Raw genomic sequence first — 25911 nt, forward strand, 5'->3', positions numbered from 1 at the left:
CGCACGTTCGATGCTTGTTTCGCGGCGCTCCTTTTTGCAGTACGCGGCGGCGGGTGCGATGATGCCCACGCCACTGTTTGCGCAGCCGTCCGGCCAGCGGATCGTCAGCCTGGACTATGGCCTGGCCTCCACTCTGCTGTCGCTCGGGCTGCCCCCCGTCGGGATTTCCGATCTCGCTGATTGGGACAAGTGGATGGCGGAGCCGGCAATGCCGAAGTCCGTGGTCGATATCGGCAGCTCGTCCGAGGTCAATTTCGAAGTCCTCATCGCGCTCAAGCCGGACATCATCTTGACGACACCCTATCTCGACGAACTCCTGCCCCGGCTGCAGTCCGTTGCAAAGGTGATCCGGCTGGAGATCTTCGCGCCCGGTATCGGGCCCATTCTGCCGGCCGCCGTCGCCGCGACGCGCACATTGGCGGCGGACCTCGGCCGGACGAGCGAAGGCGAGATATTCCTCGCCCGATCGGACGCCTTCTTCGAACAGTGCCGGGAGCGTCTGGCGGGAAAGAAGATACCGCCGGTTGCTGTCGTAAACTTCATGGATGCGCGCCACGCACGCGTCTACTCCAACCCAGGCCTGTTTCACAATGTGCTCGAGCGCATCGGTATCCAGAACGCCTGGACGGCGGAATCCAACTACTGGGGCTTTGAGACGATCGGGATCGAAGATCTCTCGGCGATCACCGATCCGGATGCACGTCTGATTGCGCTCGACCCGGTGCCGCCGGATGTCCTGCCAAAACTCGCCGAAAGCCCGCTCTGGAACAGGCTACCCTTTTCACGTCCTGGCCAACTGTCGATTATCCCTCCGGCACTGATGTTCGGCATGGTGAACGAAGCCGTGCGTTTCGCCGGCCTGGTGACCGATCTACTGGAAAAGCAAGCATGATCCGATACCGCCGCGACATTATCGGCCCAGCCCTCGTCGTCGTCTTCCTGTTGTGCGCCGGAGGCGTGGCATCGTGGTTCCTGATCTCGCCCGCGCTGTCAGGCTCGGCTCAATCAAACTACGACATCACCCGAATGGTACTCTACTATTCGACGCTTCCCCGTCTTGCCACCGCTCTCATTGCCGGTGCTTCGCTTGCCTTGTCCGGGGCACTCTTTCAGCAGGTCTTGCGAAACCCGCTGGCCGATCCGACAACGCTTGGCGTTTCGGCCGGGGCGAACCTTGCGCTGGTCATCGCATCCCTGTTCCTGCCCGGGTTGCTTGGCGCCGGCCGCGATCTGGTCGCCTTGCTCGGCAGTGCGATTGCAGCTGCAATCGTCGTCGGCCTTGGCGCGCGCCGCGGCTTCTCCCCCTATTCACTGGTTCTCTCGGGGCTGGTTCTCAGCCTCTGGTGCGGCGGACTGTCGGCCATCCTCACCTATCTGAACCAGCGCTTTCTGGCGAGCCTGTTCATCTGGGGCGCCGGTTCTCTGGCGCAGCAGAGCTGGGTCATCCCGCTGTCGCTGCTGTGGAAGACCGCAGCCGTTGCCCTCGTCTGCGCCTTCGTGATCAGGCCGCTGTCGCTGCTTGATCTCGGCGAAAGCAGCGCCTCGGCACTCGGCGTCAAACTGGTTCGCCTGCGCTTTGTCGTCATATCAGGCGCTGTCGCGCTGGCCGCGTTCGTCACCAGTGCGGTTGGGGTCATCGGCTTTATCGGACTGGTCGCGCCGACGCTTGCCCGATTGTCGGGAGCCCGGCGTCCGACGCAGCTGATCATCTGGTCTCCGCTGATCGGCGCCGCCCTGCTCTTTCTGGCCGACTCCGTTCTCCAGCTCTTCGCAGGCGAACTCGGTGACTTCCTGCCAACGGGCGCAGTCACCGCGATCTTCGGTTCGCCACTGCTTTTAGCGCTCCTGCCCCGATTGAAGATCCGTCACCGGATCCAGCAATCACCGGTGTGGAGAGGATCACGTCGCTGGAATGGCACCACACCCGCCATCATCGCCGCGGTTGGGCTTCTGGTGTTCCTGCTTGCCAGCGTCGTCGTTGGACGGTCCATCGACAATGGCTGGACGCTGCTTTCGGGCGCATTTTCCTATGACATCCTGTCCATCCGTCTCCCGAAGACCATCGCAGCGCTGGCATCGGGCGCAATGCTTGCCGTCGCGGGGTCGATCCTGCAGCGGTTGACCGGAAACGAAATGGCAAGCCCCGAAGTCCTCGGTATCAGCGCCGGCGCGACGTTCGGCGTTGCCATCGCGCTCTTTGCAGTCGCCCCGGGGCTTCCCGGCCAACTCGCATTTGCCATGGTGGGTTCGCTCAGCGTTCTGACTGTTATCTTTCTGAGCTCCCGGCGATCGGCGTTCGCGCCAGAACGCGTGCTGCTCGCGGGAATTTCGTTGAGTGCCATGGTCGATGCCGTGGTGGGCGTGCTGAGCGCCTCGGGAGACCCACGGGCTGCCATGCTGATGCGCTGGATGAGCGGCTCGACCTATCTCGTCGATGCCAGAACGGCCGCCATGGAGTTGGGCGTGGCGATCGTGTTGATCGCGGTCGCCTTCACAGCCCGCCGCTGGCTCGACATTCTTCCGCTCGGCCCGTCTCCTTCGGCAGCGGTCGGCGTGCCGCTGGCAAGATCGCGATTTGCGCTGTTTGGCATCGCAGGTTTGATGACGGCCACTGCCACGCTCGCAGTCGGTCCACTGTCGTTCGTCGGCCTGATGGGACCGCACCTGGCGCGGGAGGCCGGGCTGACGCGCGCACTTCCGCAGATGATTGGCGCTGCGATGATCGGCGGTGGCCTAATGGTTGCAGCTGACTTCGTCGGACGCACGATCGTGTCGCCCTACCAGATCCCGGCCGGGCTGGTCTCCGCCCTGATCGGAGCACCGTTCTTTATGCTGATGATGAGGAAGAAGGCTTAGGATCAGCCACGCGGCAATGGTCAGAGCTTAGAGTGCATCATACCCGTCACGGTGATGGCAACGATGTAACACGCCAACACCATGTCATGCGACAATTATCGTTCACAGATCGATTGATCCAATCGGATCGATGCGGTGGCGGGAAATCGGTTGGCGGCAAGGGCCACAACTACCCGATGTCGGCCCGACTATCGTAACGCCACGCGCATTCTACATGCGCGTGGCTCTCTTTCGGTCAAACCAAGCTGGCGTTCGGCACGCCTACCAGGTGTATCTGAGCGTGCCCACGACCTTGCGCCGGTCGCCATAATATTCCGTTCCATAATAGGAAGTGGCAACATACTTGCGATCAAACAGGTTCGTGACGTTGACTGCCAGTGTCACGTCTTTTGTCACCTTGTAGTTCACTGCAGCGTCCACAGTTGTGTAGCCGCCAACTGACACGGTATTGGCGTCGTCCCCATAGGTCTGCCCGATATATCGTACGCCGCCACCAATGGTCAGATCTCCACGTTTCCCTTCACCCGGAATCGTATAGTCGAGCCATGCGGAAGCCAGGTGGCGCGGAACGCGCTGTGGTCGGTTGCCGATGTTGCCACCCGTTCCATCTTCGAGGATTTCGGAATCCCAATAGGAATAGGCAAGCGTCAGGTTGAGGTTGTCGGCGACCGCAGCCTTCCCTTCGAATTCGATGCCACGAACCCCGACTTTGCCGATCTGCTCCTGAAGCACGGGTGTTACGTAGGTCGGGACGTTGGTCTGGGTCAGGTCAAACGCCGCGAGCGTGAAGAGACCGTCAAAACCGTCCGGCTGGTATTTGAGGCCGACCTCGTACTGTTGACCTTTCTGAGGTTTCAGCGAGCCCGAGAGCGCATATCCATTGGCGCTTGGTGTCACCAGCGGCTGGAAGCTTTCCGAATAGTTGGCGTAGACTGCAAGGTTCGGATTGAGCTTGTAGGTCAGGCCAACACGCTTGGTGAAGGCGGACTCCGTATTGTCGTCTTGCGTTCCTGTATCGAGGTAATCCGCCGTCGTGTGAACGCGGTCCCAGCGGCCGCCAAGGGTGACAATCCAGCGGTCGTCAAAGGTCAGCTGCTCCTGGGCGTAAACACCCAGCGCCTGCTGCTTGACCCGCCAGTTCACATACGGACCCAGTTCGATGCAGGAAAGGCCGCAGTAGGTCGGGTTATTGATATCGATCGGCCCCGCAGTTCCATAGAGGATCTCTTCACGGGTATTGTCGTCGGCATAGTCCACACCGACGAGCGTCTTGCTGTCGATCCCGTTCCAACCCGTGTCGTATTGCAATTGGTTGTCGAAAGCATACCGGTTGGATCGGCCATCGACCGAAAACGCGATGCGGTCGGTGGTCGGATCAAGCGACGCGCCATAAACCTCGGCATAGTCGAGGTTCATATTGGTGTAGCGACCGTTCGAGCGGAAGGTCAGGCTGTCGTTGAGCTCATGCTCGAACTGGTAGCCGATGTCGGTCTGCTTGGTGTTGAAGCGATTGAAGTCCGGTTCGCCAAGGAAGGTGTTGATGTCGATGTCGGCACCTGTCGGAAAGCCGCGGGCGCCGGTCCCGTCCCGCTTGTAATAGTCCGTCAGGATGGTGAGCGACGTGCCTTCCTCGGGTTTTATCGTCAACGCCGGCGCGATGTAGACGCGATCATCGTTGGAGTAGTCCCACCCGAGGTCACCTTCCTTTACCAGTCCGGTCAGCCGGTAGGACCAAACACCATCGGGATCGATCGGCCCGCCGAAGTCAGCACCCACCTCTTTCGTCCCATCGCCATAGGAGGTGTAGACCTCCCCGTGCTTTTCGTCCTGGGGCCGCTTGGTGATTGCGTTGACCAGCCCGCCGGGTCCGTTCAGACCAAACAGTGTCGATGTCGATCCCTTCAGGACCTCGACGCGCTGGAGCCCATAAGGCTCGAGACGGCTTGCCGTGTAAAATGCAGGAATACGCGCCGCCAGGCCGTCGCGATAGGTACCGAGCGTCGTCTGATCGAAACCGCGAATGCGGATGTAGTCGTACCGGTCGTCATTGCCGAACTCGTCGCTGAACACGCTCGATGTGTAGGCGACCGCCTGCTGCAGGCTCTCGACGTGACGCTCTTCCAGTTCCTTCTGCGTCACCACCGAAACCGACGCAGGAATATCGATAATAGGTGTGTTTGTCTTGGTGCCGGTCGCTGTTTCCTTGGCGACAATCGTTGGATCGACGGCATCGAGGCGGTCAGACTTGCCTTCGACAACGATCCGCTGCAACTGGGTTGCGTTGTCTGTTGACGCGTCCTGAGCCCAACCAGTGCCCACAACGCCTATGGAAAATGTCACTAACGCCGTGCTTGCAATTAAGCGTTTTGCCTGCGTGCCAATTATAGCAGATCGAGCAATCGTCATATCTAGCCCTTTGAAATCAGTCCCCAACAGTCAGCGTCCAGTCACCCCGGACACCGCTGCGAGCACTTATTCAAACAGGATAAAACGAGTCAACTTATTTTTCGCCTTTCTGTGAGCAATTCCCGGTTGTTAACCGGGGCGTCCACACATTCGGTTTCCTTGCGGAAAAAACGGCTTGTGAGATGATCGATCGGGTCTGCCAATGCCGATGCACATGCGATGTCACACAGCGCTTCTGGCGAAGCCATCTATGCCTCCTGCAGACAGTCGCCCTCGACGGGTCTCCCCTCATTTTTTGGTCAGCGTCTGACGGCAAAGGCAATGGCGACAGCGCGGTTCACCGCCGCGGCAAGAACGGACATGTGAGTCTCACCCGCATAAAGCTCGAATTGGGCGTTCAGTCCGTCAGTGCCGCCATCCAACCGCTCCGCCATGTCCCGCGCCAACGAAACAGTGCGCTCAAGCTTCTTTTTTTCCAATCGGGCGGCGGCATCGTCGTTTCGCTGTTGAAACGGCGCCAGTTCATCGCCCTCGTATTCGCCGGCAGACAAATGCAGAAAGGGCTTGCTGCCTATTGTCTTTCGGCGCTCGGCCTCACTTTTCAACAGAATGCCATCCTCCCAGTAAATTGTCGGGCTGGCTGCGATCCAGCTGGCAAACAGGCTGGGGCGATTGAACAAGGCGTAAAGCGTGAAAAGGCCTCCAAAGGAGTGGCCAAAAAGCGCCTTGCGCGCAACGTCGATCGACGCCATCTCCGCGATCCGCGGCAAAAATTCGTCCTCGATGAAGCGCAGGAGATTGTCAGCACCCCCGGTGATGACTTCGGGGCCTCCCTCCGAGAATGGCGGATAGGATGTGCCTGGCGGTGGGCTGAGGTCCCAGGAGCGACGTAGTCCATCGTAAGCCTCATCGGTCGGGTAGCCGATTGCCGCGATGACGCCCCAGCCGACATTCGTTGCCGCGGGGTAAGGCGCCTGCGTGGCGAGGGCGGCAGCGGCGAAGGGAAACGTTGCATTGCCGTCGGTTAAAACGAGCAGCGGCCATCCGGTTGCCGGTGCGGGCCCCGCGGGAATGTAGAGGAAAACGCGATAGGGCTCACCGCCTCCAGCTGGAACCAGATCGATAAAGGACGTTCCGGGGATCGAATAGGCGGTGGACTGATCATTCATGCGAACCTCATCGGCGTATTGATAGAAACGAACGATCCGGGCGCTGAGCAGCGCTCGTGACCCCAAAAGCGGCCATTCGGATATTACATGACTACAATGATCATGTATTTCCGAGTGCCTAGTTCAAGACCGTGCAAAAGGCAAGGCAACCACTCATTTGCGGAATGTGAAGCCGTTCCGCCGCTTCGGCATGTAGTCTAGCGCTGCGGCGACGGGGGAACTGCGCGACAGCTTCGCCCGCCCGTCTGCAGCCAGTCTTGCAGGTCGCAGACGAGCGGCTGGATGTCACGAATGCCGTCGCGCGCGGGGGAGACCGAAGCGCGAGGCCGCGATTGGCATTTCGTCGCCATCAGTCCAATAGGGGAAGCGGCGCTTCGGGATTGACGAGACCGGCCTGACGGATCTCGCGCCAGAAATCCGCGGGAATCGCCTCCTCGAGCGCGGCACGATCCTCCGCGATCCGCTCCGGCTTGCTCGCACCGGGAATGACTGCGGCCACTGCGGGGTTAGCGAGCGCGAAATGCAACCCTGCCGCCTTGATGCTTACGCCATGGCGGTCGGCGGTCGCCTTGATCCGTGCTACCTTGTCGAGAATTGCCGGCGTCGCGGGCGCATATTCGAAATTCGGACCGCCCACCAGAGCGCCTGAACTATAGGGGCCACCGACCACGATGCCGAGACCGCGCTCGACGACCTTTGGCATGACCCGCTGAAGCGCGAGGTCATGGTCGAGCAGCGTGTAGCGACCGGCGAGCAGGAATCCATCAGGACGCGGGCCTTCCAGCGCGAGCAGCAATTCGATCGGCTCGACACGGTTGACGCCGAGGCCCCAGGCCTTGATCACGCCCTCGTCACGCAGCCGGTCCAGCGCCTTGAAGGCGCCCTTGCGTGCGCTTTCGAAAACACTCAACCATTCGTCACCATAGAAGTCCTGGGCGACGTCATGGACAAAGGCGATGTCGATATGATCGGTGTTCAGCCGCTTCAAGCTGTCCTCGATCGAGCGGAGGGTGGCCTCTTCCGTGTAGTCGTTGATGATCTTGTTGGGGCGGCCATATTTGAAGACATCACCCTTCTCGCCCAAGTCGCGCGCGGTTACATCCTCGATCTCATCGAGAATGACGCGCCCGACCTTGGTGCTGATCACATATTGGTCGCGCGGCTTTTCTTTCAGCGCCGCGCCCATACGGATCTCCGCAAGGCCTGCGCCATAGAAAGGCGCATTGTCGTAGTAGCGAATGCCATTGTTCCAAGCAGCTTCCACCGTGGCGAGCGCTTCCTGTTCCGGAATGTCGCGGAACATGTTGCCAAGCGGGGCTGCGCCGAAACCGAGCTTGCTCGGCAGAATATCCTTGAGAGCCATTGTCTTAACCTTTCGTTGGTGACGGTGTGAATGAGCGCCTGCCCCTGTTGAATATCAGAATATGGCGGAGCGCGTGGTGCCGGTAGCCAACCGGGGTTCGCAAGATATGCGAAGTAAATTCACAGATCCCGGCAGTTCGCCCGCAAACCGGCAGTTCCTGATGAAAGTTCGGCGGCAGGTCAATTCGATCGCACCATCGGCGACAAGTCTCGACATGCTCGCCTTAAGATCCGGATGGTTCCGGAAGGGAGGAGCCGTCGAAGAGCGGATTCTGTGCGACGGCATCCCGGTTCGACTTCAGCTGTTTTCTCAAGTCGCTCGGTCGAGTGTGAAAATAGCCCCGATATTCCCGGGAAAAATGCGCGGCATCCGCAAAACCGCAATCGAAAGCGATATCCATGATGGAACGATGCGAGCTGAGCAGCAACCACTGGGCATAACGCAAGCGCAGCCGCAATTGCATGGCCTTCGGCGTAACGCCGACCGATTGATGAAAAATCCTCTCCAACTGGCGGCTGCTTACGCCCACATACCGTGCAGTCGCATCGACGGAGGGCGGCTCGTCAATTCTTTGCGTCATGAAATGCACGGCCTGTTGCACACGAACGTCGTTGCAGCCTCGTAGCTCGGCCGCGAAATGCGGCTGTGGCATCTTTGCCGGTCGACTGGACTGAAGGATCATGTGGCGGACCGCCTGGCGGGCCTTGTCGGTCCCACAGTGACGGGAGATCAGATAGAGGCCGAGATCGATGGCCGCGGTGGAACCTGCACAGGTGATCAGATCGCCTTCGTCAACGAAAAGCATGTCCGTGCGGGTGTTGACGGCGGGAAACATCCGCTGAAAAACGTCCACCACATTCCAGTTGACACAAACGGTACGGTCTCCGATCAGATTGGATTTTGCCAGAGCGAACGTTCCCGTGCAGATCCCGATCAACCTGATGCGTTTGCGCATGGCCTCCTGCAGGTAGGCGATCAGACTGGGCGAGTAGGTGGAGCCGCTCTGATAGCCGTTTCCTCCACATACTGCGACATAGTCGAAAGACAGGGGATCTAGAAAGGGCGAGGTTTCGGCAATAACCGCACCGCAGCTTGACCTGCACGGACGGGCGTCCTCGGTCATGATCGTCCAGGAGGCATGAATCTGGCGACTTCCACCGCCCGTATCGGCCGCCAGGCGCAGTGCATCGACCATCCCCGCAAAGCCTGCCAGTGTGAACTGATCCAATAGTATAAATCCGACGCGCAACGGCGTCCGATCCTGATGGTCTGTCATCATTGCGCTCTCGGCCAGCACGCTAGTTCCACTGTCTCGTAGAGTGTCGCGGCGTTGGGTATATGAGTATGACGCAAATAGCCTGCGCGTCGCAAGCACGATTTATGTCGGATTCATTCAAGTTCGTGTCTGTTTGCTTCCTTGGTTTTCGGTGTCCTTTGCGCCACCTTTCCAGTTAACAAACAACCAAATAAAAAACAGGGTAACATGAAAAACATCGCCAAAAACGTCATGATGACAGCCTGTATGGCATCCATCGCTTTCGGTGCCAGTGCGGCGGAAACGATCACGGTTGGCTGGTTCGGAGGCAGCTGGGGCAGCGCATTCCAGACCTGCATTGCCGACCCTTTCACCAAGAGCACCGGGATCACCGTCGTTCCCGAGATCGGAACGTCGACCGTCAACCTGTCGAAGCTGGAACAGCAGAAGGCTGCCCCGGTCCTCGACGCGGTCTGGATGGATTCCGGTATCAGCGAGATGGCCTACAGTGCTGGCGTCATTGCTCCCCTCGACATGAATGCCCTGCCAAACACGAAGAACCTTATTCCCGAAGCCATCTACAAGAAGGATGGCTCGGTTTTCGCCCTGAGCACCGGCTACTATGCCGTCGGCATCGCCTACAGCACGACCGAAGTCAAAACGCCGCCGACCTCATGGAACGATCTCTGGAATAAAGAGTATGCGGGAGCGGTCCTTCTTCCAGCACCCGCCAACGGTCTGGGCGTCCCCACCATCTACTTCCTCAATCAGACACTCACGCCCGGCCAGGACTTCGACGCCACGTTCAAGAAGCTCAAGGAACTCAAGGCCGGGATGTTCTTTGAAAGCTCTGGCGCCGCGGCCAATGCGTTTCAGACCGGCGAAGTCATCATCGGCGCTTACAACAACGCTCCGACCTGGGACTTGAACGCCAAGGGCGTCAAGATCGGCTTTTCCATTCCCAAGGAAGGCGCCTGGGCTGGCGACGTGCGCCTGCATCTGGTCAAGGGCGCGCCGCACAAGGCGTCGGCTGAAAAGTTCATCGACTTTGCGCTCACCGCCGAAGCCTCCACCTGCCTTGCCGAAAAGCTTTATCTCGGTCCGTATGTGACGGATGCGAAGGTTTCGGCCGAAACCGCCAAGAAAATGCCCTGGGGTGCCACGGGCAGCGTCAAGGATCTGAAATTCCTCGACTGGTGGGACATCAACAGCAAACGGGCCGAGCTGATAGAGCGTTGGAACCGTGAGGTGGTGCGGAAGTAATCCCAGATGAGCAAGTCGCTTCTATCGGTGAGGTCCGTCAACAAGTCATTCGGGACTTATCACGCCTTGCAAAACGTCGAACTCGAAGTCCAGCATGGCGAATTCATCGCCATGCTGGGGCCGAGCGGTTGCGGAAAAACCACGCTGTTGCGATCGATCGCCGGTTTCCTTGTCCCCGATAGCGGGCAGATCCTCATGGACGGCCAGGATGTTACATCCGTCCCGCCAAACAAGCGGCCGGTCAACACGGTCTTTCAGAGCTACGCATTGTTTCCCCATATGCGGATAATCGACAATGTTGCTTATGGACCCCGCCGCAAGGGCGTCTCTTCGAAGGAGTCCGCGCGTCAGGCGCGCGAAGCACTGGAGATGGTCGGCCTGGGCGAATTTGGCGAACGCTCCCCCAAGCAGCTATCGGGGGGGCAGCAACAGCGCGTCGCATTGGCCCGCGCCCTGGTCAACAAACCAAAACTGCTCCTGCTCGATGAACCCCTCAGCGCGCTTGACGCAAAATTGCGAAAGCAGATGCAGATCGAGCTGAAGCAGTTGCAGCAACGTCTCGGCATTTCTTTCGTCTTCGTGACCCACGACCAGGAGGAAGCCATGGCAATGGCCGATCGGATCGTGGTGATGAACAAAGGGCGTATCGAGCAGATCGGTGATGGCCACACAATCTACAACGCACCGCGGACCCGGTTTGTCGCCGATTTCGTCGGAGAAGCAAATTTCATCGCCTGCACGCGCAACGCCGATGGCAGCCTCAGGCCTGCAATCGGCAGCGAACCGGTTCGAGGCGACAAGGACAACGACGGCTCGACGATCATGATCAGGCCTGAACACCTGAGCTTCCGCCAGGAAACCATGCCGGGCATCTCGACGTTTGCCGCCACTGTCGAAGAGATCCTTAATCTGGGCCCCTTTTCAACCGTAATGGTCGATGCGGCCGGCCAGAAAATCAGTATGCGGTGTGCGAGCGACTGTCCCGTGCCGGCAAAAGGATCGCCCGTGCTCGTGGGCTATAGCCCCGAACACGCGATCGTAGTGGCGGATTAACAGATGTCACGCTTCAACACCGCGCCCCTTCTGCTGCTTGGATTGCCGGTTGCATTCTTCACGGCGTTTTTCGTCGCGCCCATGATGACAGTTCTGATTTCCAGCCTGACATCGCCGACAAGCGGCCTTACCTTCGCCCACTATGCTCGCATTCTGCTGGACGAATATCACTGGGAAATACTGGTCACCACGACCCGGCTTGCCGTGTTCACCACGGTGATCTGCCTCATCGTCGGTTATCCCCTGTCGTATTTCCTTGTCAATGTGGTGAAGAACGCGGCATTGCGCCGGATTTGCATCGTCATGCTGGTTCTGCCGCTCTTCACCAGCAACATCGTACGATCATTTGGCTGGATGGTGCTGCTCGGTCGCCGTGGCCTGCTCAATGACGGACTGCTCGGACTTGGCATCACCGAGGTACCGATGCGCTTGCTGGGCACCGAAACAGGCGTCCTGATCGGTCTTGTCTATATCCACCTGCCCTTCATTGTGATCGCGGTCGCCAATTCACTCGCGCGGATCGACGAATCCCTCGGCCACGCGGCCTGCGATCTGGGTGCCGGCAAGTGGACGATCTTTGGGACGATCACCCTTCCTCTGTCGATAACCGGTATTGTCGCCGGATCACTTATGGTTTTTGCGCTCTCCATGAGCGCTTACGTGACCCCGGCTTTGCTCGGAAGCGGCCAGATAACCATGTTCTCGATGTTGATCTTCCAGCAGTACAGTACGGTCTTCGACTTCAATTTCGGCGGTGCCTTGAGCATCACGCTGCTCGTCCTCACCTTGATCATCGTCTCTCTCTCCAACAGGTTCGGGAAGGAAAGAGCATGAGCAGGATCATCCGCCTATGCCTGTCGGCGACCTCGGCGCTGACACTTCTCTTCCTGATCTTTCCGCTCCTCATCGTTCTCGGATCGTCGGTCTCCAATTCCGAACTGTTATCATTTCCGCCTCAGGGCTTCACGCTGAAATGGTACGGCGTCGTTTTTGCAAACAGCACGTACGTCAACGCATTTATCGTCAGCACCGCTCTGGCGGCCGCATCGACACTCGTTGCGGCATTGCTTGCAATTCCTGCCTCGCTTGCGATCGCCAGGTACGAGTTCATCGGAAAGACCACGGTCGAGACGATACTGATGTCGTCGCTGGTGTTGCCCTATATCGTGCTTGGCGCTGCGTTTCTTCAGTATGGAACATCGATTGGCCTGGTCAGGAGCTTCGGTGCGCTTCTTGTGGGGCATGTCGTCATCATCATGCCGTTCATCATGCGCTCGGTCATACCCCAGCTTTCGGAGGATCAGCGCACGCTGGAAGAAGCCTCGAGAGATCTCGGCGCGGGTGCTTGGGTCACCTTTTTCCTGGTTACACTGCCGCAAATCAGATCCGGCGTGATCAGCGGCAGCGTGCTGGCCTTCATCACCTCCTGGATCAATGTCGAAGTCAGCATTTTCCAGGCAACGCCCGCCCTCACCACCATCCCGGTCGTGCTGTTCAACTACGTGCAATACACGATCGATCCGACGATTGCGGCGGTGTCGTCAGTTACCATTCTCGTCGCCGCCGCACTCATCGTGCTGCTCGACCTGGTCTTCGAAATCGACATCATTTCGAAGAAAAAGTAAGAAATTGGAGCCAGCATGCATATCGAAGACACTTTTGACGTTCTTTACACCCATACGGAGGGGGAGCCGCTCTGCATCGTGCACAGTGGCATCAACTATCCGGCCGCAACGACGATCCTGCAGAAGTGGCAATATCTCAAGGACAATTACGACTGGCTTCGCCTCGCGCTGATGCGTGAGCCACGCGGGCACAAGGATATGGTCGGTGTATTCGTCACGCCACCATCCGAACCCGGCTATGACGCCGGGCTCATCTACATGGATGCGACCGACTACCAGTTCATGTGCGGGCATGGCACGATCGCTATCGCGATGGCAATGGTTGCACGCGGCATGGTCAAGCGTGCCGTCGATGGCATCACCACGATCCGCTTCGAGACGCTGGCTGGCCCCGTCACTGCCAAGGTCGAAGCGCGCGACGGCCGCGTGCTTTCAACTGAGTTCCAGAACGTGCCCGCCTATGTCGCCTACAAGGATATCGACTTCGACCTGCCAGGTCTTGGAAAACTGCGTGCCGATGTCGTGTGGGGTGGCAACTATTTCGCGGTGATCGATATCCGCGATACCAAGCTTCGCATTTCTCCCGAAACCGGCAAGGATCTCATCCACTACGGCATTCTCGCGCGTGATCAGCTCCGCAAGCTCGTCCAGCCGCAGCATCCGACGGAAAAGCACGTAAAAAGCCTCGATTTCGTCACCTTCTGGCACGACCCGACGGTGGAAGGCGCGATGTACAAGAACGTCCATGTCTTCGGTGTCGGACAGCTTGACCGAGCTCCGGGCGGCACCGCCATGAGCGGCATGCTGGCGCTTCTGGAATCGCGCGGTGCCATCACGCTCAACCAGACCATCAAAGCCGAGGGTCTTCTCGGCAGTGGCCTTTACGAGGGAACCGTGATTGCCGAAACCGACCTTGGCGGCACGCGTGCCGTCGTGCCGGTGATCAAGGGGAAAGCCAACCTGCTGGGATCGGCGCGCTGGACCTTCGACAGGAACGACCCTGTCGATGCCGGCTTCATCGTGGCCTGACCGCCTCCGAGCGCGCCCAATTCGCAAAAGCCGGCGATCCCCGAAGACCACGACCCGACATCACCCATCATCCCGCTTGTCGCTTCCGGTTCACCGGTGAGCGGCAGGCGCCGAGCCTTATGCAGGGCAAGACCAGACAATGACAGACAATGACAAACTGCTATACAAGCGCAGCTTAAGCGGTTCGGCCAGTGGCGAGGTCGTCGCGACAGGTGAGGTGTAAACACGGTGACCGTCGGGAAAGCCTTATGCTGCCTCCTCTCGCGATCACACTGAAAACCTTTAAAGGTAACAGCCTGCATCCCTTACCGGTTCAACCGAAGGCGTCGGGGCAAACAAGACGGAGATAGCAAATGCGTTCCAGGCTTTCCATCAGTGTCGTCGGCTGTCATGCCGAAGGCGAAATCGGCGATGTGATCATTGGCGGCGTTTTGCCACCAAATGGCGAAACAATGATGGAAAAGATGATCGCGATGGAGCGCGACCACGATCATATTCGCCAGCTTCTGATCTGCGAGCCGCGCGGCTCCGTCGCACGCCACGTCAATCTCGTTGTCCCGGCCGTAAATCCTGAATGCGCCGCAGGTGTCATCATCATGGAACCGACGGAATACGTTCCGATGTCCGGTTCCAATACGATATGCGTGGCGACCGTGTTGCTCGAGACGGGCATGGTTCCCATGGTCGAGCCAATCACGCGGTTCAAGCTGGATATGCCGGGCGGCGTGATCGAGGTGACAGCCGAGTGCGAGAATGGCAAGTGCCGTTCGATTACGTTTCGAAATGCGCCGGCGTTCGCAGCATTGCTGGGCGGCGCGCTCGAGGTCGAGGGACATGGCACCATACCACTCGACATCGCTTACGGCGGAATGTTTTTCGGCATTGTCGATGCCAAGGCGCTCGGATTTCAGGTACAGCCGGACGAGGCACGCGATCTCGCCATTCTCGGTGAAAAGATACGCAAGGCGGCACGGGAGCAATTCGACGTCAGGCATCCACAGTTCGACAATGTCCGCGGCGTTTCGATCGTCCAGTTCGCCATGCCATTCGAGGGCAGCGGCAAAATCACCCGAAACACCTGCATCGTTTCTCCAGGGCGCTCTGATCGATCCCCGACCGGAACCGGAACCTCGGCGCGTATGGCGGTGCTGCAAGCCAAGGGCATGATGACTGTCGGCGATACACTCATCCACTCATCGATCATCGGATCCCGCTTCATCGGAAAGATCCTGGAGATCAACGAGACAGCCGGCCACACAACCATCGTTCCCCAGATCACCGGGCGGGCGTGGATTACCGGTCAGCATACCTATTTGCTCGATCCCGAGGACCCGTGGCAGTCCGGCTACATGATTCCAGACACGTGGGGCGTCACTGCCACCCTCAAGCAATAGCGACGACTACACCGGCGCGACCGTCAGTCGGCAATCGTCCCACCGCGGCTTCGGTGGTGCCGTTGCCTTGATGATCTGGTCCGGGTCACTTTCCTAGACGCCGTTCCTCATTCACCGCCCCGCGGTCTTGGGCAACAGACAAACGCCTGCGTCGCGGCCGCTTGAGATCATTCGGCAATCCAGGGCGATTGTCACAGGTCGCAATGCACGATGTCGATATGGGCTGGATACCGCAAAGCGTTTTCGAACAGGTTGAAAACGGCACGACCCTTCGAACCCGGCCCGTCACCAACAAGATTGGGCGATTACGCACCGAGCGAAGGTGCAGGAGCGAGGCCCTCCTGCACCTGTTATTCGATCAGGCAGCCTTACCGACCTTCAGCATCGTCAGCAGGATGCGGGCCGTCTCGACGGATGAACCCGGATTCTGGCCGGTGATCAGCAACCCGTCCTGAACAGCATAAGATGCCCAGTCGTCACCGCTGGAATAGATCCCGCCATTCTGCTTCAGCATGTCTTCGACGAGGAACGGCACGATATCGGTGAGGCCAACGCCATCTTCTTCGGTGTTCTTGAAGCCGGTGACATTCTTGCCCCGAACGAGCGGTGTTCCATCGGCAGCCGTTACGTGGCGAAGAACGCCCGGAGCATGGCAGACGAGAGCGACCGGCTTGCCGGCCCGGTAGGTATTCTCGATAAGGGCGATGGAATTCCGGTCTTCTGCCAGATCCCAGAGCGGGCCGTGACCGCCGGGATAAAAGACCGCGTCGTAGTCTTCCTGGGCGACAGAGGCGAGCTTGACCGTCGAACCGAGGACGGCCTGCGCCTTTGGGTCGGCATGGAAGCGGCGTGTCTGTTCGGTCTGGAACGAGGGCTCGTCGCTCTTCGGATCGAGCGGTGGCTGACCGCCCTTCGGCGATGCGACGGTAATGTCGGCACCTGCCTCGAGGAAGGCATAATAGGGTGCGGCGAACTCTTCCAGCCAGAAACCGGTCTTGCGGCCGGTGTCGCCGAGTTCGTCATGCGAGGTGAGTACCATCAGAATTTTCATTGTACCGATCCTTTGGGCTTGCCTGAAATGGCTTACGGAAAAGGGTGAACGCCTGCATCGGCTTGTTCTGTCCCATCCGTTTGGACACCCTCAAGATGCCGCATCGGCATGCATTCGGGAAATTTATTTGTTGTATTTCAGACATTCACCTGAAACTATAACTGGATGAAATACGACCTGAACCTGCTACCCGTCTTCCTGGCTCTTATGGAGGAGCGAAATGTTACCCGTGCGGCCGCGCGCCTCGGCATCACCCAGCCTGCGATGTCCAATGCCTTGAGCCGTCTGCGCGACACCATGCGTGATCCGCTTTTCGTTCGTGAGCGCTATGGCATGAAGCCGACGCAGATGGCGGAGGAGCTTGAGCCCGTTGTCGCCGCAGCTCTGGCAAGCATTGACGCCATCATACTTGGCCAGCAGACCTTCGATCCGGCACGGGCAGAACGGCTGTTTACGATTGCTCCAAACGGCTACGTAGAGTTCGTGCTGATGCCGGTTCTGGTCGCCAGGCTGCGGGAGCAAGCGCCGGGAATCAAGCTGCGTCTCACACCGTTCGGCAACGATCTTGCTGAAACGGGTGCCATGTCCGGAGGGACTGATATCGTGCTCGGCCGAATTGTTGATCCGCCGGACAATATGGTGGTCCAGCATCTGATGGATGAAGGGCTTGCCTGTGTCGTGCGTGCAGGTCACCCGGACATCCACGATCGCATTTCACGGGAGCAATATGAGCAGATGAGGCACGTCAATGTGCTTCCACCCGGGCGAATGCGGGCTGGCCTGTTCCAGGCGCTGGGGCACCAGGGCCTCAAGCGCGAGGTCGCCGTTTCAGTCACGCATTTTCTGGCCGTTCCTGAAATGATTGCCGTCACCGACTACTGCGCCACCCTGCCAACCCTGATCTGCCGCCGCCTGGCAAACGATGCACGGCTGAAGGTTCTCCCAGCCCCGACCGACCTCGGCACATTCCCTGTTGAGATGGCCTGGCATGTCCGCCATCGCAACGATCCCGCGCATCGATGGCTGCGATCCTTGATCGGTGAAGTGATAAGGGAGCTGACGGATGCGAACGTGGCACCTGACTTGCAGGTTGAGTAGGGGGATCGGGTGGCTTGCCGCAGCAGATGATGCACGTGCATGCAATCATCTCCCTTCCGCCAGTTTCTCTCGAGTGGATACCTACCGCCGAACGCGAACGTCGCCTGCGCAATAATCTCCCATGAAGCTCATCGCGCTGTTGGCTGGTTGTCGAAGGCTCTCGTCCTGCGCAGGTAATCCCCCTGGCCGCGTTCGCCGGTAAACTGGTCTCCGTTGACGATTGTCCTGCCCCGCAGAAAAACCCGCACCGGCCAGCCGCGAACGGAAAGCCCCTCGTATGGCGTGTAATCCGCGCCGTGGTGAAGGATCTCATTGGTTATCGTAATTTCTTTATGGGGGTCCCATATCGCGATGTCCGCATCGGAACCGATCGCAATGGTCCCCTTTTGCGGATAAAGGCCATACTGCTTGGCGTGGTTCGTGGATGACAAGGCAACAAACCGGTTGATGTCGATCCGGCCCTTGCTCACGCCCTCGGAAAATAAGATCGGCAACCGGGTCTCAACGCCTGGAATTCCATTTGGAATCCATCGAAAATTGCGCTTGCCCTTTTCATTCAGTTTTCCGCTCTCGTCGTCGTAGCGGAAAGGGCAGTGATCGGAGGAGAACAGTTCGAACGTACCGTTCTGGAGGCCCTCCCAGCAGGCAAGCTGGCTTTCCTTGTCTCGCGGCGGCGGAGAGCAGACGAATTTTGCGCCCTCCAGTTCGGTTGCATCAAGATCATCGGCTGTCAGCAGCAGATATTGCGGGCAGGTTTCGCCGGCAACCCTGCCGCCGCGCTTGCGAGCCCGCTCGATCTCCTCCATCGCCTGCCGGTTGGAGACATGGACGATGACGATCGGGGTTCCGACGATTTCAGCGAGCGACACGGCGCGATGGGTTGCCTCACGCTCGGCGGCAACCGGGCGGCTCAAGGCATGATATTTCGGAGCAAGTTCACCATTCTCTTCATGGCGCCCAATCAAGAAGCGGATCGCGTCTTCGTTTTCGCAATGGACCATGACAAGCGCGCCGGACCGCCGCGCGCTATCCAGCGTATCCAGAATTTGGTCGTCGCGAAGGCGAAGGTTCTCGTAGGTCATGAAGACCTTCAGCGACGTGTATCCATCCTCGACGAGTGCGGGCAGTTCCTGTCCGAGCACATAGGCGGTCGGATCGGTGATCACCAGGTGAAACGATACGTCGATGTGGCACTCGCCTTCGGCCTTGGCGTGGTAGACCTTCAGCGATTCCCTGAGCGTCGTGCCCTTTTCCTGCATGCAGAATGGCAAGATCGTGGTGTTGCCGCCAAAGGCAGCCGACAGGGTCCCGCTGGCAAAATCATCGGCCATGACGATGCCATCGCCTGATGGCTGGGCGATGTGAACGTGGCTGTCTATGCCGCCTGGCATCACGTAACGGCCGGATGCATCGATAATCTCGTCTGCATCATCGAGACCTGAGGCAAGTGCCGCAATCTTTCCATCGCGAATGCCCACGTCACTGCGGAACGTATCGCTTGCGGTGACCACGGTTCCATTCTTGATGATCGTATCGAAATGCATCAGATCGTCCCCTTGCTCGATATCGGAGCGTCTCGACCGAGGATCGCGTCCAAAGCGGCAACAAGTCGGTCCACCTCCTCTGTCGTGTTATAGTGCACCATCGAGACGCGCACGGCCCCGTTATATTGCGGCAGGCCGACGTGATCCCCAAGCCGTCGCGCGTGGAAATCGCCGAAGCGAATTGCGATCTTATAGTCGTCCATTGCCTTGCATATGTCTTCCGAATTGTGCCCTTCGAAGACGAAGCTTATTGTCGGGATGCGCCCGCCGTCCCGGTTCGTCGTCTGGCCGATGACGCGGCAATCGTTGCGGCTGCGCAGGTAGGACAAAAGCCGATCGGTCAGGGCGTTTTCCTGGACAGTGATTGCCGCAAACGCCGCCAGGATCAACGCGCGTGTCGGGCCCGTCGCGCCTGATCTTGCCCCGAGTTCACAGAGATAATCGACGATCCCCGTCACCGAGTAAGCAAGCTCGTAGTTTGCATTGCCGGGCTCCAGCTTTCCCGGCACCTTATCGCGACCATAGAAAAAGTGATAAAGCGGATCGAGCTCAAGCAGGTGATCGTACTTGCCGTACATCATCGCGTAGTGCGGCCCATAGGTCTTGTAGAAGCTGAAGACGTAGTAGTCGACGTCCATCGCGGTGACATCGACGGCTCGATGCGGCGCATAGGCCACAGCGTCCACGCAGATGCGCGCGCCACGCGCGTGGACCATCGCGGCAATCTCGGCGATAGGGTTGACGGTGCCCAAGACATTGGAAACATGGGTGACGCAAACCAGCTTCGTTCTCTCGCTCATCAGCGGCTCGAGATCGGCAAGATCGAGCTCGAAGGTCGTGGCATCGAGAGGCCAAAACCTTACGACCACACCCATATCGCGCAACCCCTCCCAGGGACCGATGTTCGATTCGTGATCCGATATGGTGACGATGATCTCATCGCCTGCCGAAAGCTGGCTCCGCATGGCGCGCGCGAGATTTTGCAACAGAACGGTTGTCGAGCTGCCGAACACGATCTCCTCGGGACGGGACGCGTTCACCAGATGCATGGCAGCGTTGCGACCGTCCATCAACGCCTTTGCAGCCTGCTGCGACACGTCGTAGCTGCCGCCAATCTGGACATTTTTATCGTATAGGAACGTGGTCATCCGCTCGACCGCGCGCTTCAGGATCTGCGACCCACCGGCATTGTCGAAAAATGTCCAGCCGTGCTGCAGACCGGGGAACTGGCTCCGGACGAAGTCGATATCGAATTGGCGTTGGGTATCCATTGGATCCTCCGGAACCTTGTCTTTTTGTCAGTGATTGAGAACAGCGCGAAGAAAGCTCTTGGTGCGCTCTTCTTGCGGATTGTCGAATATTTCAGTCGGGGTGCCGGCCTCGACGATGCGCCCGCCATCCATGAAGATGACGCGGTCAGCGACCTGGCGGGCAAAGCCCATTTCGTGGGTCACGACGATCATCGTGACACCACTGACAGCAAGCTTGCGCATGACGTCGAGCACTTCGCCGACCATCTCGGGATCAAGCGCCGATGTCGGCTCGTCGAACAGAAGGACGCGCGGCTCCATCGCCAAAGCACGGGCAATCGCCACGCGTTGTTGCTGGCCGCCCGAAAGCTGCTCGGGATACTTATCCGCCTGCTCGGTGATGCCAACGCGTGCAAGCAATTCTCTCGCTTTGCGGGCCGCCTCTTCAGGCGCGGTTCCACGCACGCGCATCGGTGCGATCATGATGTTCCGCATCACGCTCAGATGCGGGAAGAGATTGAAGGACTGGAACACCATGCCGACTTCGGCGCGAACCTGGGCAAGGTTTTTGCCGCGCTCCACCTTGATGCCATCGACATCAATCCGGCTTTCGCTGGAGAAGCTCTCCAGATGATTTATGCAACGGATCAGCGTCGACTTGCCCGAACCCGACGGCCCGATGACACAGACGACCTCGCCCTCCGCAATCGCTAGGTCAATGCCGTGCAACACCTGAAAATCGCCGTACGCCTTGTTGAGATTTTGAATGCTCACGATGGTCTTCATCTGCGCCTCCCTGCGCTGAAGCGCTTTTCCAGCCGCGCGACGATGACGACCAGCGGCCACAGGAGCGCGACGTAAATGATCGCCGCTCCGATCAGCGGCGAGGGATTGGCCATCAGCGCCTGCGCCTGCGTCGCCTGTTTCAGCAGATCGGGCATGGCAACCACAGAAGCGAGCGCGGTATCCTTCATGACATTGATGCAATTGTTGGTGAGAGGCGGAATGACGATCTTGATCGCCTGCGGCAGGATGATCTCGACCATCATATGTCGATAGGAGAGCCCAAGGGCCTCAGACGCCTCGAACTGCCCGCGCGGCAAGGCCTCGATCCCGGCACGAAAGATCTCCGCCGTATAAGCCGCCGACACCAGGGTCAGAGCGCTGACAGCGGAGAAGAACGGCGAGAGACGGATACCGACGAACGGCAGCGCGTAGTAAATCACGATCAACAGCACGAGGAGCGGGATCGAGCGAAAGATATCGATATAAATCTTGGCGAGAAACTGGACCGCCGGAGCACCATAGAGACGCAGCAATGCGAAAATAAGCCCGCCGAAAAGCCCGCCAACGATACTGACCACACCGAGCTTCAGTGTGATCCAGAGACCGGCGAGAAGCAGCGGAAATGAGCGCTCCAGCACCGCCAGATTGAAGAATGTGGTAAAAATATCCATTGCGGCACCGGTCAGTCGTTAAGGGGAGGACGGCGGGCAAGCCCGCCATCCTTAACCTGGACCATCCGGCCTTACTTGGCTGCAGGCATATCTGCGACCTTGACCGTGGAGGTGGTGTCTTCTGCCTTGGCGCCGAACCAGGTCTGATGCAGGTTGGCAATGAACCCCTCGCCCTTGAGCGTCGTGATCACGTCGTTGACCTGTTTTGCAAGGGGATCACCCTTGTTGAACATGATCGAGTATTTCTCGCCGGTCGGAATACGTTCGACGACCTTGATCTCCGGCTTGTCCTTGGCGTAATACTGCAGCGCCGGGATATCGCTGATATAGCCATCGATGCGGCCGGCGGCGAGATCGAGCATGGCTGGCTGCAGCCCCTCGTAGCGGCTGATTTCGCCAAGGCTGTATTTTGCCGTGTTTGCCGTTGCCCACATGTCTCCTGTCGAACCGGTATCGACACCAACAGCCTTGCCGCTCATGCCACCGAGACCCGTGATGCCGCTCGCCGCAGTCACCGTCAGAGACTGATCGCTATCGTAGTAGGGCTGTGCAAAGCTCACCGACTCCAGACGCTTTTCGGTGATGGTGATCGACGAAACCGCCATGTTGATGCGGCCGGACTGCACGGCCGAAAACAGTCCGTTGAACGGGATGTTCACGAACTCGACGGTCTTGTTCAGCCGCTTGGCAATCTCGGTCACGAGATCGACTTCGAAGCCGACCGTCTTGCCGGATTCGTCCTGAAACTCCCATGGTACGTTGCCGATATTGGCCCCGACAACAAGATCGGCGGCGTAAGACGCCGTGCCCGCAAGTGCCAGGACTCCCGAAATCAGGACAGTCTTCAGGATGGAAAAATTACGCATATTGGTTCCCCTTGTTTTATAGTGCGCATTCTTGCTATTGGTCTAACCGGTCTGACCAGTTCGACCAAATCAATCACGGTCTCTTGTGATTTGCAAGCGACGGGTGGATTTAAATGTTAGACCGACGAGAGCGAGCTGATCCGATGCCGAGAGAACCGAAAGAATGCTGAACAGGACTTTGGTGCCGCAATCAGCTGCCCGACTGATACAGGACATGATACAGAGCGGCGAACTCACCGCCGGCCAGAAGATCCCCTCGCAGCGCGATTTCTCGCTGACACTTGGCATCAGTCGAGCTTCGCTGCGCGAAGCGTTGCTGACGCTGGAGACGCTGGGAGTGGTCAAGACGGAAGCCGGACGGGGAACATTCGTGGCGGATCGTAGCGCCTCGGGCGCCGGCGGAATGGCGCCGTGGCGCTACTCGAACACTTATTCCGTTTTCGACGTCTTCCAGACGCGCATCATGCTGGAGGGCAATATCGCGGCCCTTGCTGCCGGACGCCTGACCGGCAACCAGTTGCAGGCAATGGAAGCCGCCACCAAGCAGATGGAAGATTGCTGGGCCAAACAGGACCTGCTTGCCAATGTCGAAGCGGACCTGGAATTTCACGGCATCATCGCATCCGCCTGCAGCAATGCCATGATGCGGGCGCTCTACCAGGTCGTTCGCGAACAGTTGACGGAAACGCAGCGGCAGCCGATCCCGATCACCGAACCGGCACGCATGCAGGCATCGATTGCCGAACATCGCCGGATCATCGCAGCCCTTCGCGATAACGATCAGACGCGGGCGCGTCACGAAATGGAGACCCATGTCGCAAATACTGCGCGGTGCGCCGGATTGAACCCATAAGCGTCCATAGCCTTCAGCACACATGCCCATGACAAGGCGTAGGCTGCAGGTTCAGCCGACTGCAGTCCGTGTTCGAGTTGATAGTCCAACCCCAACCGCTGATGCTTCAGAAGGGCGTGGCGCGAAAAAGTCGCGCGCGCGCGGAACGAATGTCGTCCGGAACGATTAAGCTGCGATCATACCAATCTTGAGCCTGCCTCATTCGCATCGGTGATTTGTCGGCAAGGTAGCCAGGCTCCAGTACAGAGGTCGATGCCGTCACACGAGAGGCTCTATCATGACCACACGCTACACACTCGGTTGCGACCTCTCTTATGAGGTGAAGGCTCCGACAGTCTTCATCTTCAATCTCGAGGTGGCAAAACTCCTCCGGCACCACGATGTCATCGAGCGCCTGACGATCACGCCCGATCTGAAGAGAATCACCTACATCGTCCCGGATATTCGCAACCGATACTTTAAAATCGCAGCCGAGCCGGGACCGCTGAACATTCACTACGAGGCAGAGGTGACGCTCGATGTCTTCCGGGCCGACCCGATGTCGATTTCAGAAACGCCGGTCGTGGATATGCCGCTCGACATCATGCCTTTCCTGCTACCGTCCCGGTTCGTATCGTCCGACCGGCTTGCCGCGTTTGCCATCCGCGAGTTCGGTCATCTGCAAACGGGTTACAGCCGCGTGGTGGCAATCTGCAACTGGATCTATGAGAACATCGAGTACCAACGCGGGTCGTCCGATGAGCAGACCACCGCCGACGAAAGCCTGCTGAAGCGTGCGGGCGTCTGCCGCGACTTTGCGCATATCGGCACGGCATTCTGCCGGGCTCTCGGCATCCCTGCCCGGTTCGTCAGCTGCTACGCCTATGGCTTGGAACCACGTGACTTCCACGCTGTCTTCGAAGCTTACATGGGTGGGCGGTGGTGGCTATTCGATGCAACCCGCCAGGCAAACCTCGATGGCCTTGTCCGCATCGGCGTTGGGCGAGACGCGGCCGAAATTGCTTTCGCAACTCCGTTCGGGGAGATGGAAGCCGGCCCTGTCAAAATCACAATCGAGCATGCTGATGGCTCTCCCGAGGTGCCCGGCAGGACGTCAGACGCCGTTTCCACCGAAGAACCGGCCCCCAACGCCGGTGCCGAGTAACGGTCAGCCATTTTCAAGAGAGAAAAAATTGCGTGGAGGGCAGCACATCCCCACCGAAGGCATTGTTGTTCATGGTGACATATCAGGGGGTCACGGCGCCGCTTTCGAGGCAGGGGCAGACCATTCAGATCGAGACGATGTCCGGAGCCTCAGCTCGCCGGTTCGATCCGATTGCAGATACAAGCCCCGGCTATCGACGCGGCAATTCTGCCTGCCTCCTCGATGGCTGCAGCTGTCGGCGCGTAGCCCTGAAGGAAGAACACGCCCCGCTCCTCCACGACTTGTATACGGGCATCCTCCATACCCTTGGTATAAGCGATTGCTGACGCAATCATCTGCGAGACACTCGAGATGTGCTGGCTAACGAACTGGCCTGCTGAATTCACGATTCCAAACATGATGCGTATCCTTCTTCGGGAGAGGAACGCGGCCGGTCCGATTTTGTTCATCTGGCGTTCATAATCACAGCAGCCTGCCGGCGACAGCCGACGTCTCAGCTTGCTGCGCAGCCTCAAAGCAAACGGCGCCAGCGCCAGCGCGCCTGCTTTTGCCGCGGCCAGCCAACAGCTCGAAAATAGTGAAATAGATCAGGAACCTAACGCAGCTGCGCGGGTTATCTGGTGCAACGCTGAGGGACCGCCTCAGCGCTCATACCAGGAGAATTCAATGATCATTCGACCAATCGTTGCCGCCCTCTCTTTGTCGCTTGTTGGCAGCGCTGCATTCGCGCAGACACCCGCCGCGACAGGAGCTGACGCGACTTTGGCCGGCCCCGGCATGACAATGGGTACTTCAGCCGCAATGCCGCTCAAGTACGTCAATATCCAGGACACCGACCTTGTTACTTCCAAGCTTGTTGGCATCGATATCTACAACAAGCAGAATGAGGAGATCGGCACAGTTTCCGACGTTGTGATCGGCGGCGGTAAGTCCGTCATCGGCATCGTCGCGAGCGTCGGAGGCTTCCTCGGCCTGGGTGAGAGCTACGTTGTCCTCGACCCCGCATCGATTGCGCTCGGTGAACAGGACGGGACGTGGAAAGCATTCGTCGATACGTCCAAGGACGACCTCTCCAAGGCACCGAAACTCGACTATTCGAAATTCAAGAAATAAGCGACTTGGCCAGCCGAGAGGCTGGCCTTTTCATAGCGCGGCTTCCTGTCCTCGTAAGCGGAAGCGGCGCTTCAGCGACCATGGGAAGCAGGTGGGCCTCAGGCCGATGTCGCACCTGCGCT

24 protein-coding genes are annotated in these 25911 nt (G+C 58.9%); 12 read left to right on the forward strand and 12 right to left on the reverse strand.

The window, feature by feature from the left end:
- Positions 1–10 precede the first annotated feature (10 nt).
- Both GVL52_RS09105 and fhuB read left to right on the forward strand, forming a co-directional pair.
- Positions 11–892: an iron-siderophore ABC transporter substrate-binding protein gene (locus GVL52_RS09105; RefSeq protein WP_160006045.1), complete on the forward strand. Its 882-nt coding sequence runs from the start codon at positions 11–13 to the stop codon at positions 890–892.
- Complete coding sequence (gene fhuB / locus GVL52_RS09110; protein WP_200847800.1) at positions 892–2856, forward strand: Fe(3+)-hydroxamate ABC transporter permease FhuB; 1965 nt, start codon at positions 892–894, stop codon at positions 2854–2856. Before GVL52_RS09105 ends, fhuB begins: the two co-directional genes overlap by 1 nt.
- A gap of 261 nt (positions 2857–3117) precedes the next feature.
- Here the strand turns inward: fhuB and GVL52_RS09115 are convergent, their stop codons facing one another.
- The 5 genes from GVL52_RS09115 to GVL52_RS09135 all read right to left on the reverse strand — a co-directional run bounded on the left by GVL52_RS09115 (position 3118) and on the right by GVL52_RS09135 (position 9073).
- Entirely contained in the window at positions 3118–5262 is a 2145-nt protein-coding gene (locus tag GVL52_RS09115) for a TonB-dependent siderophore receptor (RefSeq protein ID WP_160006049.1), read from the reverse strand.
- Between the two features lie 89 nt (positions 5263–5351).
- Positions 5352–5510: a hypothetical protein gene (locus tag GVL52_RS09120; protein ID WP_160006051.1), complete on the reverse strand. Its 159-nt coding sequence runs from the start codon at positions 5508–5510 to the stop codon at positions 5352–5354.
- Between the two features lie 51 nt (positions 5511–5561).
- Positions 5562–6431: an alpha/beta hydrolase gene (locus GVL52_RS09125; protein WP_160006053.1), complete on the reverse strand. Its 870-nt coding sequence runs from the start codon at positions 6429–6431 to the stop codon at positions 5562–5564.
- A gap of 349 nt (positions 6432–6780) precedes the next feature.
- Positions 6781–7794: an aldo/keto reductase gene (locus tag GVL52_RS09130; RefSeq protein ID WP_160006055.1), complete on the reverse strand. Its 1014-nt coding sequence runs from the start codon at positions 7792–7794 to the stop codon at positions 6781–6783.
- Between the two features lie 223 nt (positions 7795–8017).
- Positions 8018–9073 (reverse strand): GlxA family transcriptional regulator, encoded by a 1056-nt coding sequence (locus GVL52_RS09135; RefSeq protein ID WP_160006590.1) that lies wholly within the window; start codon positions 9071–9073, stop codon positions 8018–8020.
- Between the two features lie 243 nt (positions 9074–9316).
- Here GVL52_RS09135 and GVL52_RS09140 point away from each other — a divergent pair, with 243 nt between their 5' ends.
- The 6 genes from GVL52_RS09140 to GVL52_RS09165 all read left to right on the forward strand — a co-directional run bounded on the left by GVL52_RS09140 (position 9317) and on the right by GVL52_RS09165 (position 15413).
- Positions 9317–10312, forward strand: a complete 996-nt coding sequence (locus tag GVL52_RS09140; protein ID WP_244619126.1) for an ABC transporter substrate-binding protein — start codon at positions 9317–9319, stop codon at positions 10310–10312.
- Positions 10313–10318: 6 nt separating this feature from the next.
- Positions 10319–11365, forward strand: coding sequence for an ABC transporter ATP-binding protein (locus GVL52_RS09145; protein ID WP_160006059.1), 1047 nt, complete (start codon positions 10319–10321; stop codon positions 11363–11365).
- 3 nt (positions 11366–11368) lie between these two features.
- On the forward strand, positions 11369–12199 hold the full coding sequence (locus GVL52_RS09150) for an ABC transporter permease (protein ID WP_160006061.1): 831 nt from the start codon (positions 11369–11371) through the stop codon (positions 12197–12199).
- Entirely contained in the window at positions 12196–12990 is a 795-nt protein-coding gene (locus GVL52_RS09155; RefSeq protein WP_160006063.1) for an ABC transporter permease, read from the forward strand. The genes GVL52_RS09150 and GVL52_RS09155 overlap by 4 nt, the downstream gene beginning before the upstream one ends.
- Positions 12991–13005: 15 nt before the next feature.
- Positions 13006–14019: a proline racemase family protein gene (locus tag GVL52_RS09160; protein ID WP_160006065.1), complete on the forward strand. Its 1014-nt coding sequence runs from the start codon at positions 13006–13008 to the stop codon at positions 14017–14019.
- 353 nt (positions 14020–14372) lie between these two features.
- Positions 14373–15413 carry a proline racemase family protein gene (locus GVL52_RS09165; RefSeq protein WP_160006067.1) on the forward strand — a complete coding sequence of 347 codons (1041 nt, stop codon included), beginning with the start codon at positions 14373–14375 and terminating at the stop codon, positions 15411–15413.
- A gap of 358 nt (positions 15414–15771) precedes the next feature.
- Here GVL52_RS09165 and GVL52_RS09170 read toward each other — a convergent pair whose 3' ends face one another.
- On the reverse strand, positions 15772–16464 hold the full coding sequence (locus GVL52_RS09170) for a type 1 glutamine amidotransferase domain-containing protein (RefSeq protein WP_160006069.1): 693 nt from the start codon (positions 16462–16464) through the stop codon (positions 15772–15774).
- Between the two features lie 165 nt (positions 16465–16629).
- Here GVL52_RS09170 and GVL52_RS09175 point away from each other — a divergent pair, with 165 nt between their 5' ends.
- Entirely contained in the window at positions 16630–17562 is a 933-nt protein-coding gene (locus tag GVL52_RS09175) for a LysR substrate-binding domain-containing protein (RefSeq protein ID WP_160006071.1), read from the forward strand.
- Between the two features lie 128 nt (positions 17563–17690).
- Here the strand turns inward: GVL52_RS09175 and hydA are convergent, their stop codons facing one another.
- The 5 genes from hydA to GVL52_RS09200 form a co-directional block, all read right to left on the reverse strand.
- Positions 17691–19106 carry a dihydropyrimidinase gene (gene hydA / locus GVL52_RS09180; RefSeq protein WP_160006073.1) on the reverse strand — a complete coding sequence of 472 codons (1416 nt, stop codon included), beginning with the start codon at positions 19104–19106 and terminating at the stop codon, positions 17691–17693.
- Positions 19106–20377, reverse strand: a complete 1272-nt coding sequence (locus GVL52_RS09185) for a cysteine desulfurase-like protein (protein ID WP_160006075.1) — start codon at positions 20375–20377, stop codon at positions 19106–19108. The genes hydA and GVL52_RS09185 overlap by 1 nt, the downstream gene beginning before the upstream one ends.
- Before the next feature lie 27 nt (positions 20378–20404).
- A complete protein-coding gene (locus GVL52_RS09190) occupies positions 20405–21142 on the reverse strand; it encodes an amino acid ABC transporter ATP-binding protein (protein WP_160006077.1) in 738 nt (245 codons plus the stop codon).
- Positions 21139–21813, reverse strand: a complete 675-nt coding sequence (locus tag GVL52_RS09195; RefSeq protein WP_160006079.1) for an amino acid ABC transporter permease — start codon at positions 21811–21813, stop codon at positions 21139–21141. The genes GVL52_RS09190 and GVL52_RS09195 overlap by 4 nt, the downstream gene beginning before the upstream one ends.
- A 71-nt stretch (positions 21814–21884) precedes the next feature.
- Entirely contained in the window at positions 21885–22679 is a 795-nt protein-coding gene (locus GVL52_RS09200; RefSeq protein WP_160006081.1) for a transporter substrate-binding domain-containing protein, read from the reverse strand.
- Between the two features lie 163 nt (positions 22680–22842).
- On the opposite strand from GVL52_RS09200, the gene GVL52_RS09205 reads away from it, so the two are divergent.
- Together GVL52_RS09205 and GVL52_RS09210 are read left to right on the forward strand one after the other, a co-directional pair.
- Positions 22843–23532, forward strand: a complete 690-nt coding sequence (locus GVL52_RS09205; protein ID WP_160006083.1) for a FadR/GntR family transcriptional regulator — start codon at positions 22843–22845, stop codon at positions 23530–23532.
- A gap of 277 nt (positions 23533–23809) precedes the next feature.
- A complete protein-coding gene (locus GVL52_RS09210) occupies positions 23810–24676 on the forward strand; it encodes a transglutaminase family protein (protein ID WP_160006085.1) in 867 nt (288 codons plus the stop codon).
- 149 nt (positions 24677–24825) lie between these two features.
- Here GVL52_RS09210 and GVL52_RS09215 read toward each other — a convergent pair whose 3' ends face one another.
- Positions 24826–25125, reverse strand: coding sequence for a BON domain-containing protein (locus tag GVL52_RS09215; RefSeq protein WP_160006087.1), 300 nt, complete (start codon positions 25123–25125; stop codon positions 24826–24828).
- Between the two features lie 49 nt (positions 25126–25174).
- Between GVL52_RS09215 and GVL52_RS09220 the strand changes: the two genes are divergently transcribed.
- Positions 25175–25789, forward strand: coding sequence for a PRC-barrel domain-containing protein (locus GVL52_RS09220; RefSeq protein WP_244619127.1), 615 nt, complete (start codon positions 25175–25177; stop codon positions 25787–25789).
- Positions 25790–25911: the final 122 nt, after the last annotated feature.

Source organism: Rhizobium sp. 18055, from assembly GCF_902706285.1.
GTDB lineage: Bacteria > Pseudomonadota > Alphaproteobacteria > Rhizobiales > Rhizobiaceae > Rhizobium.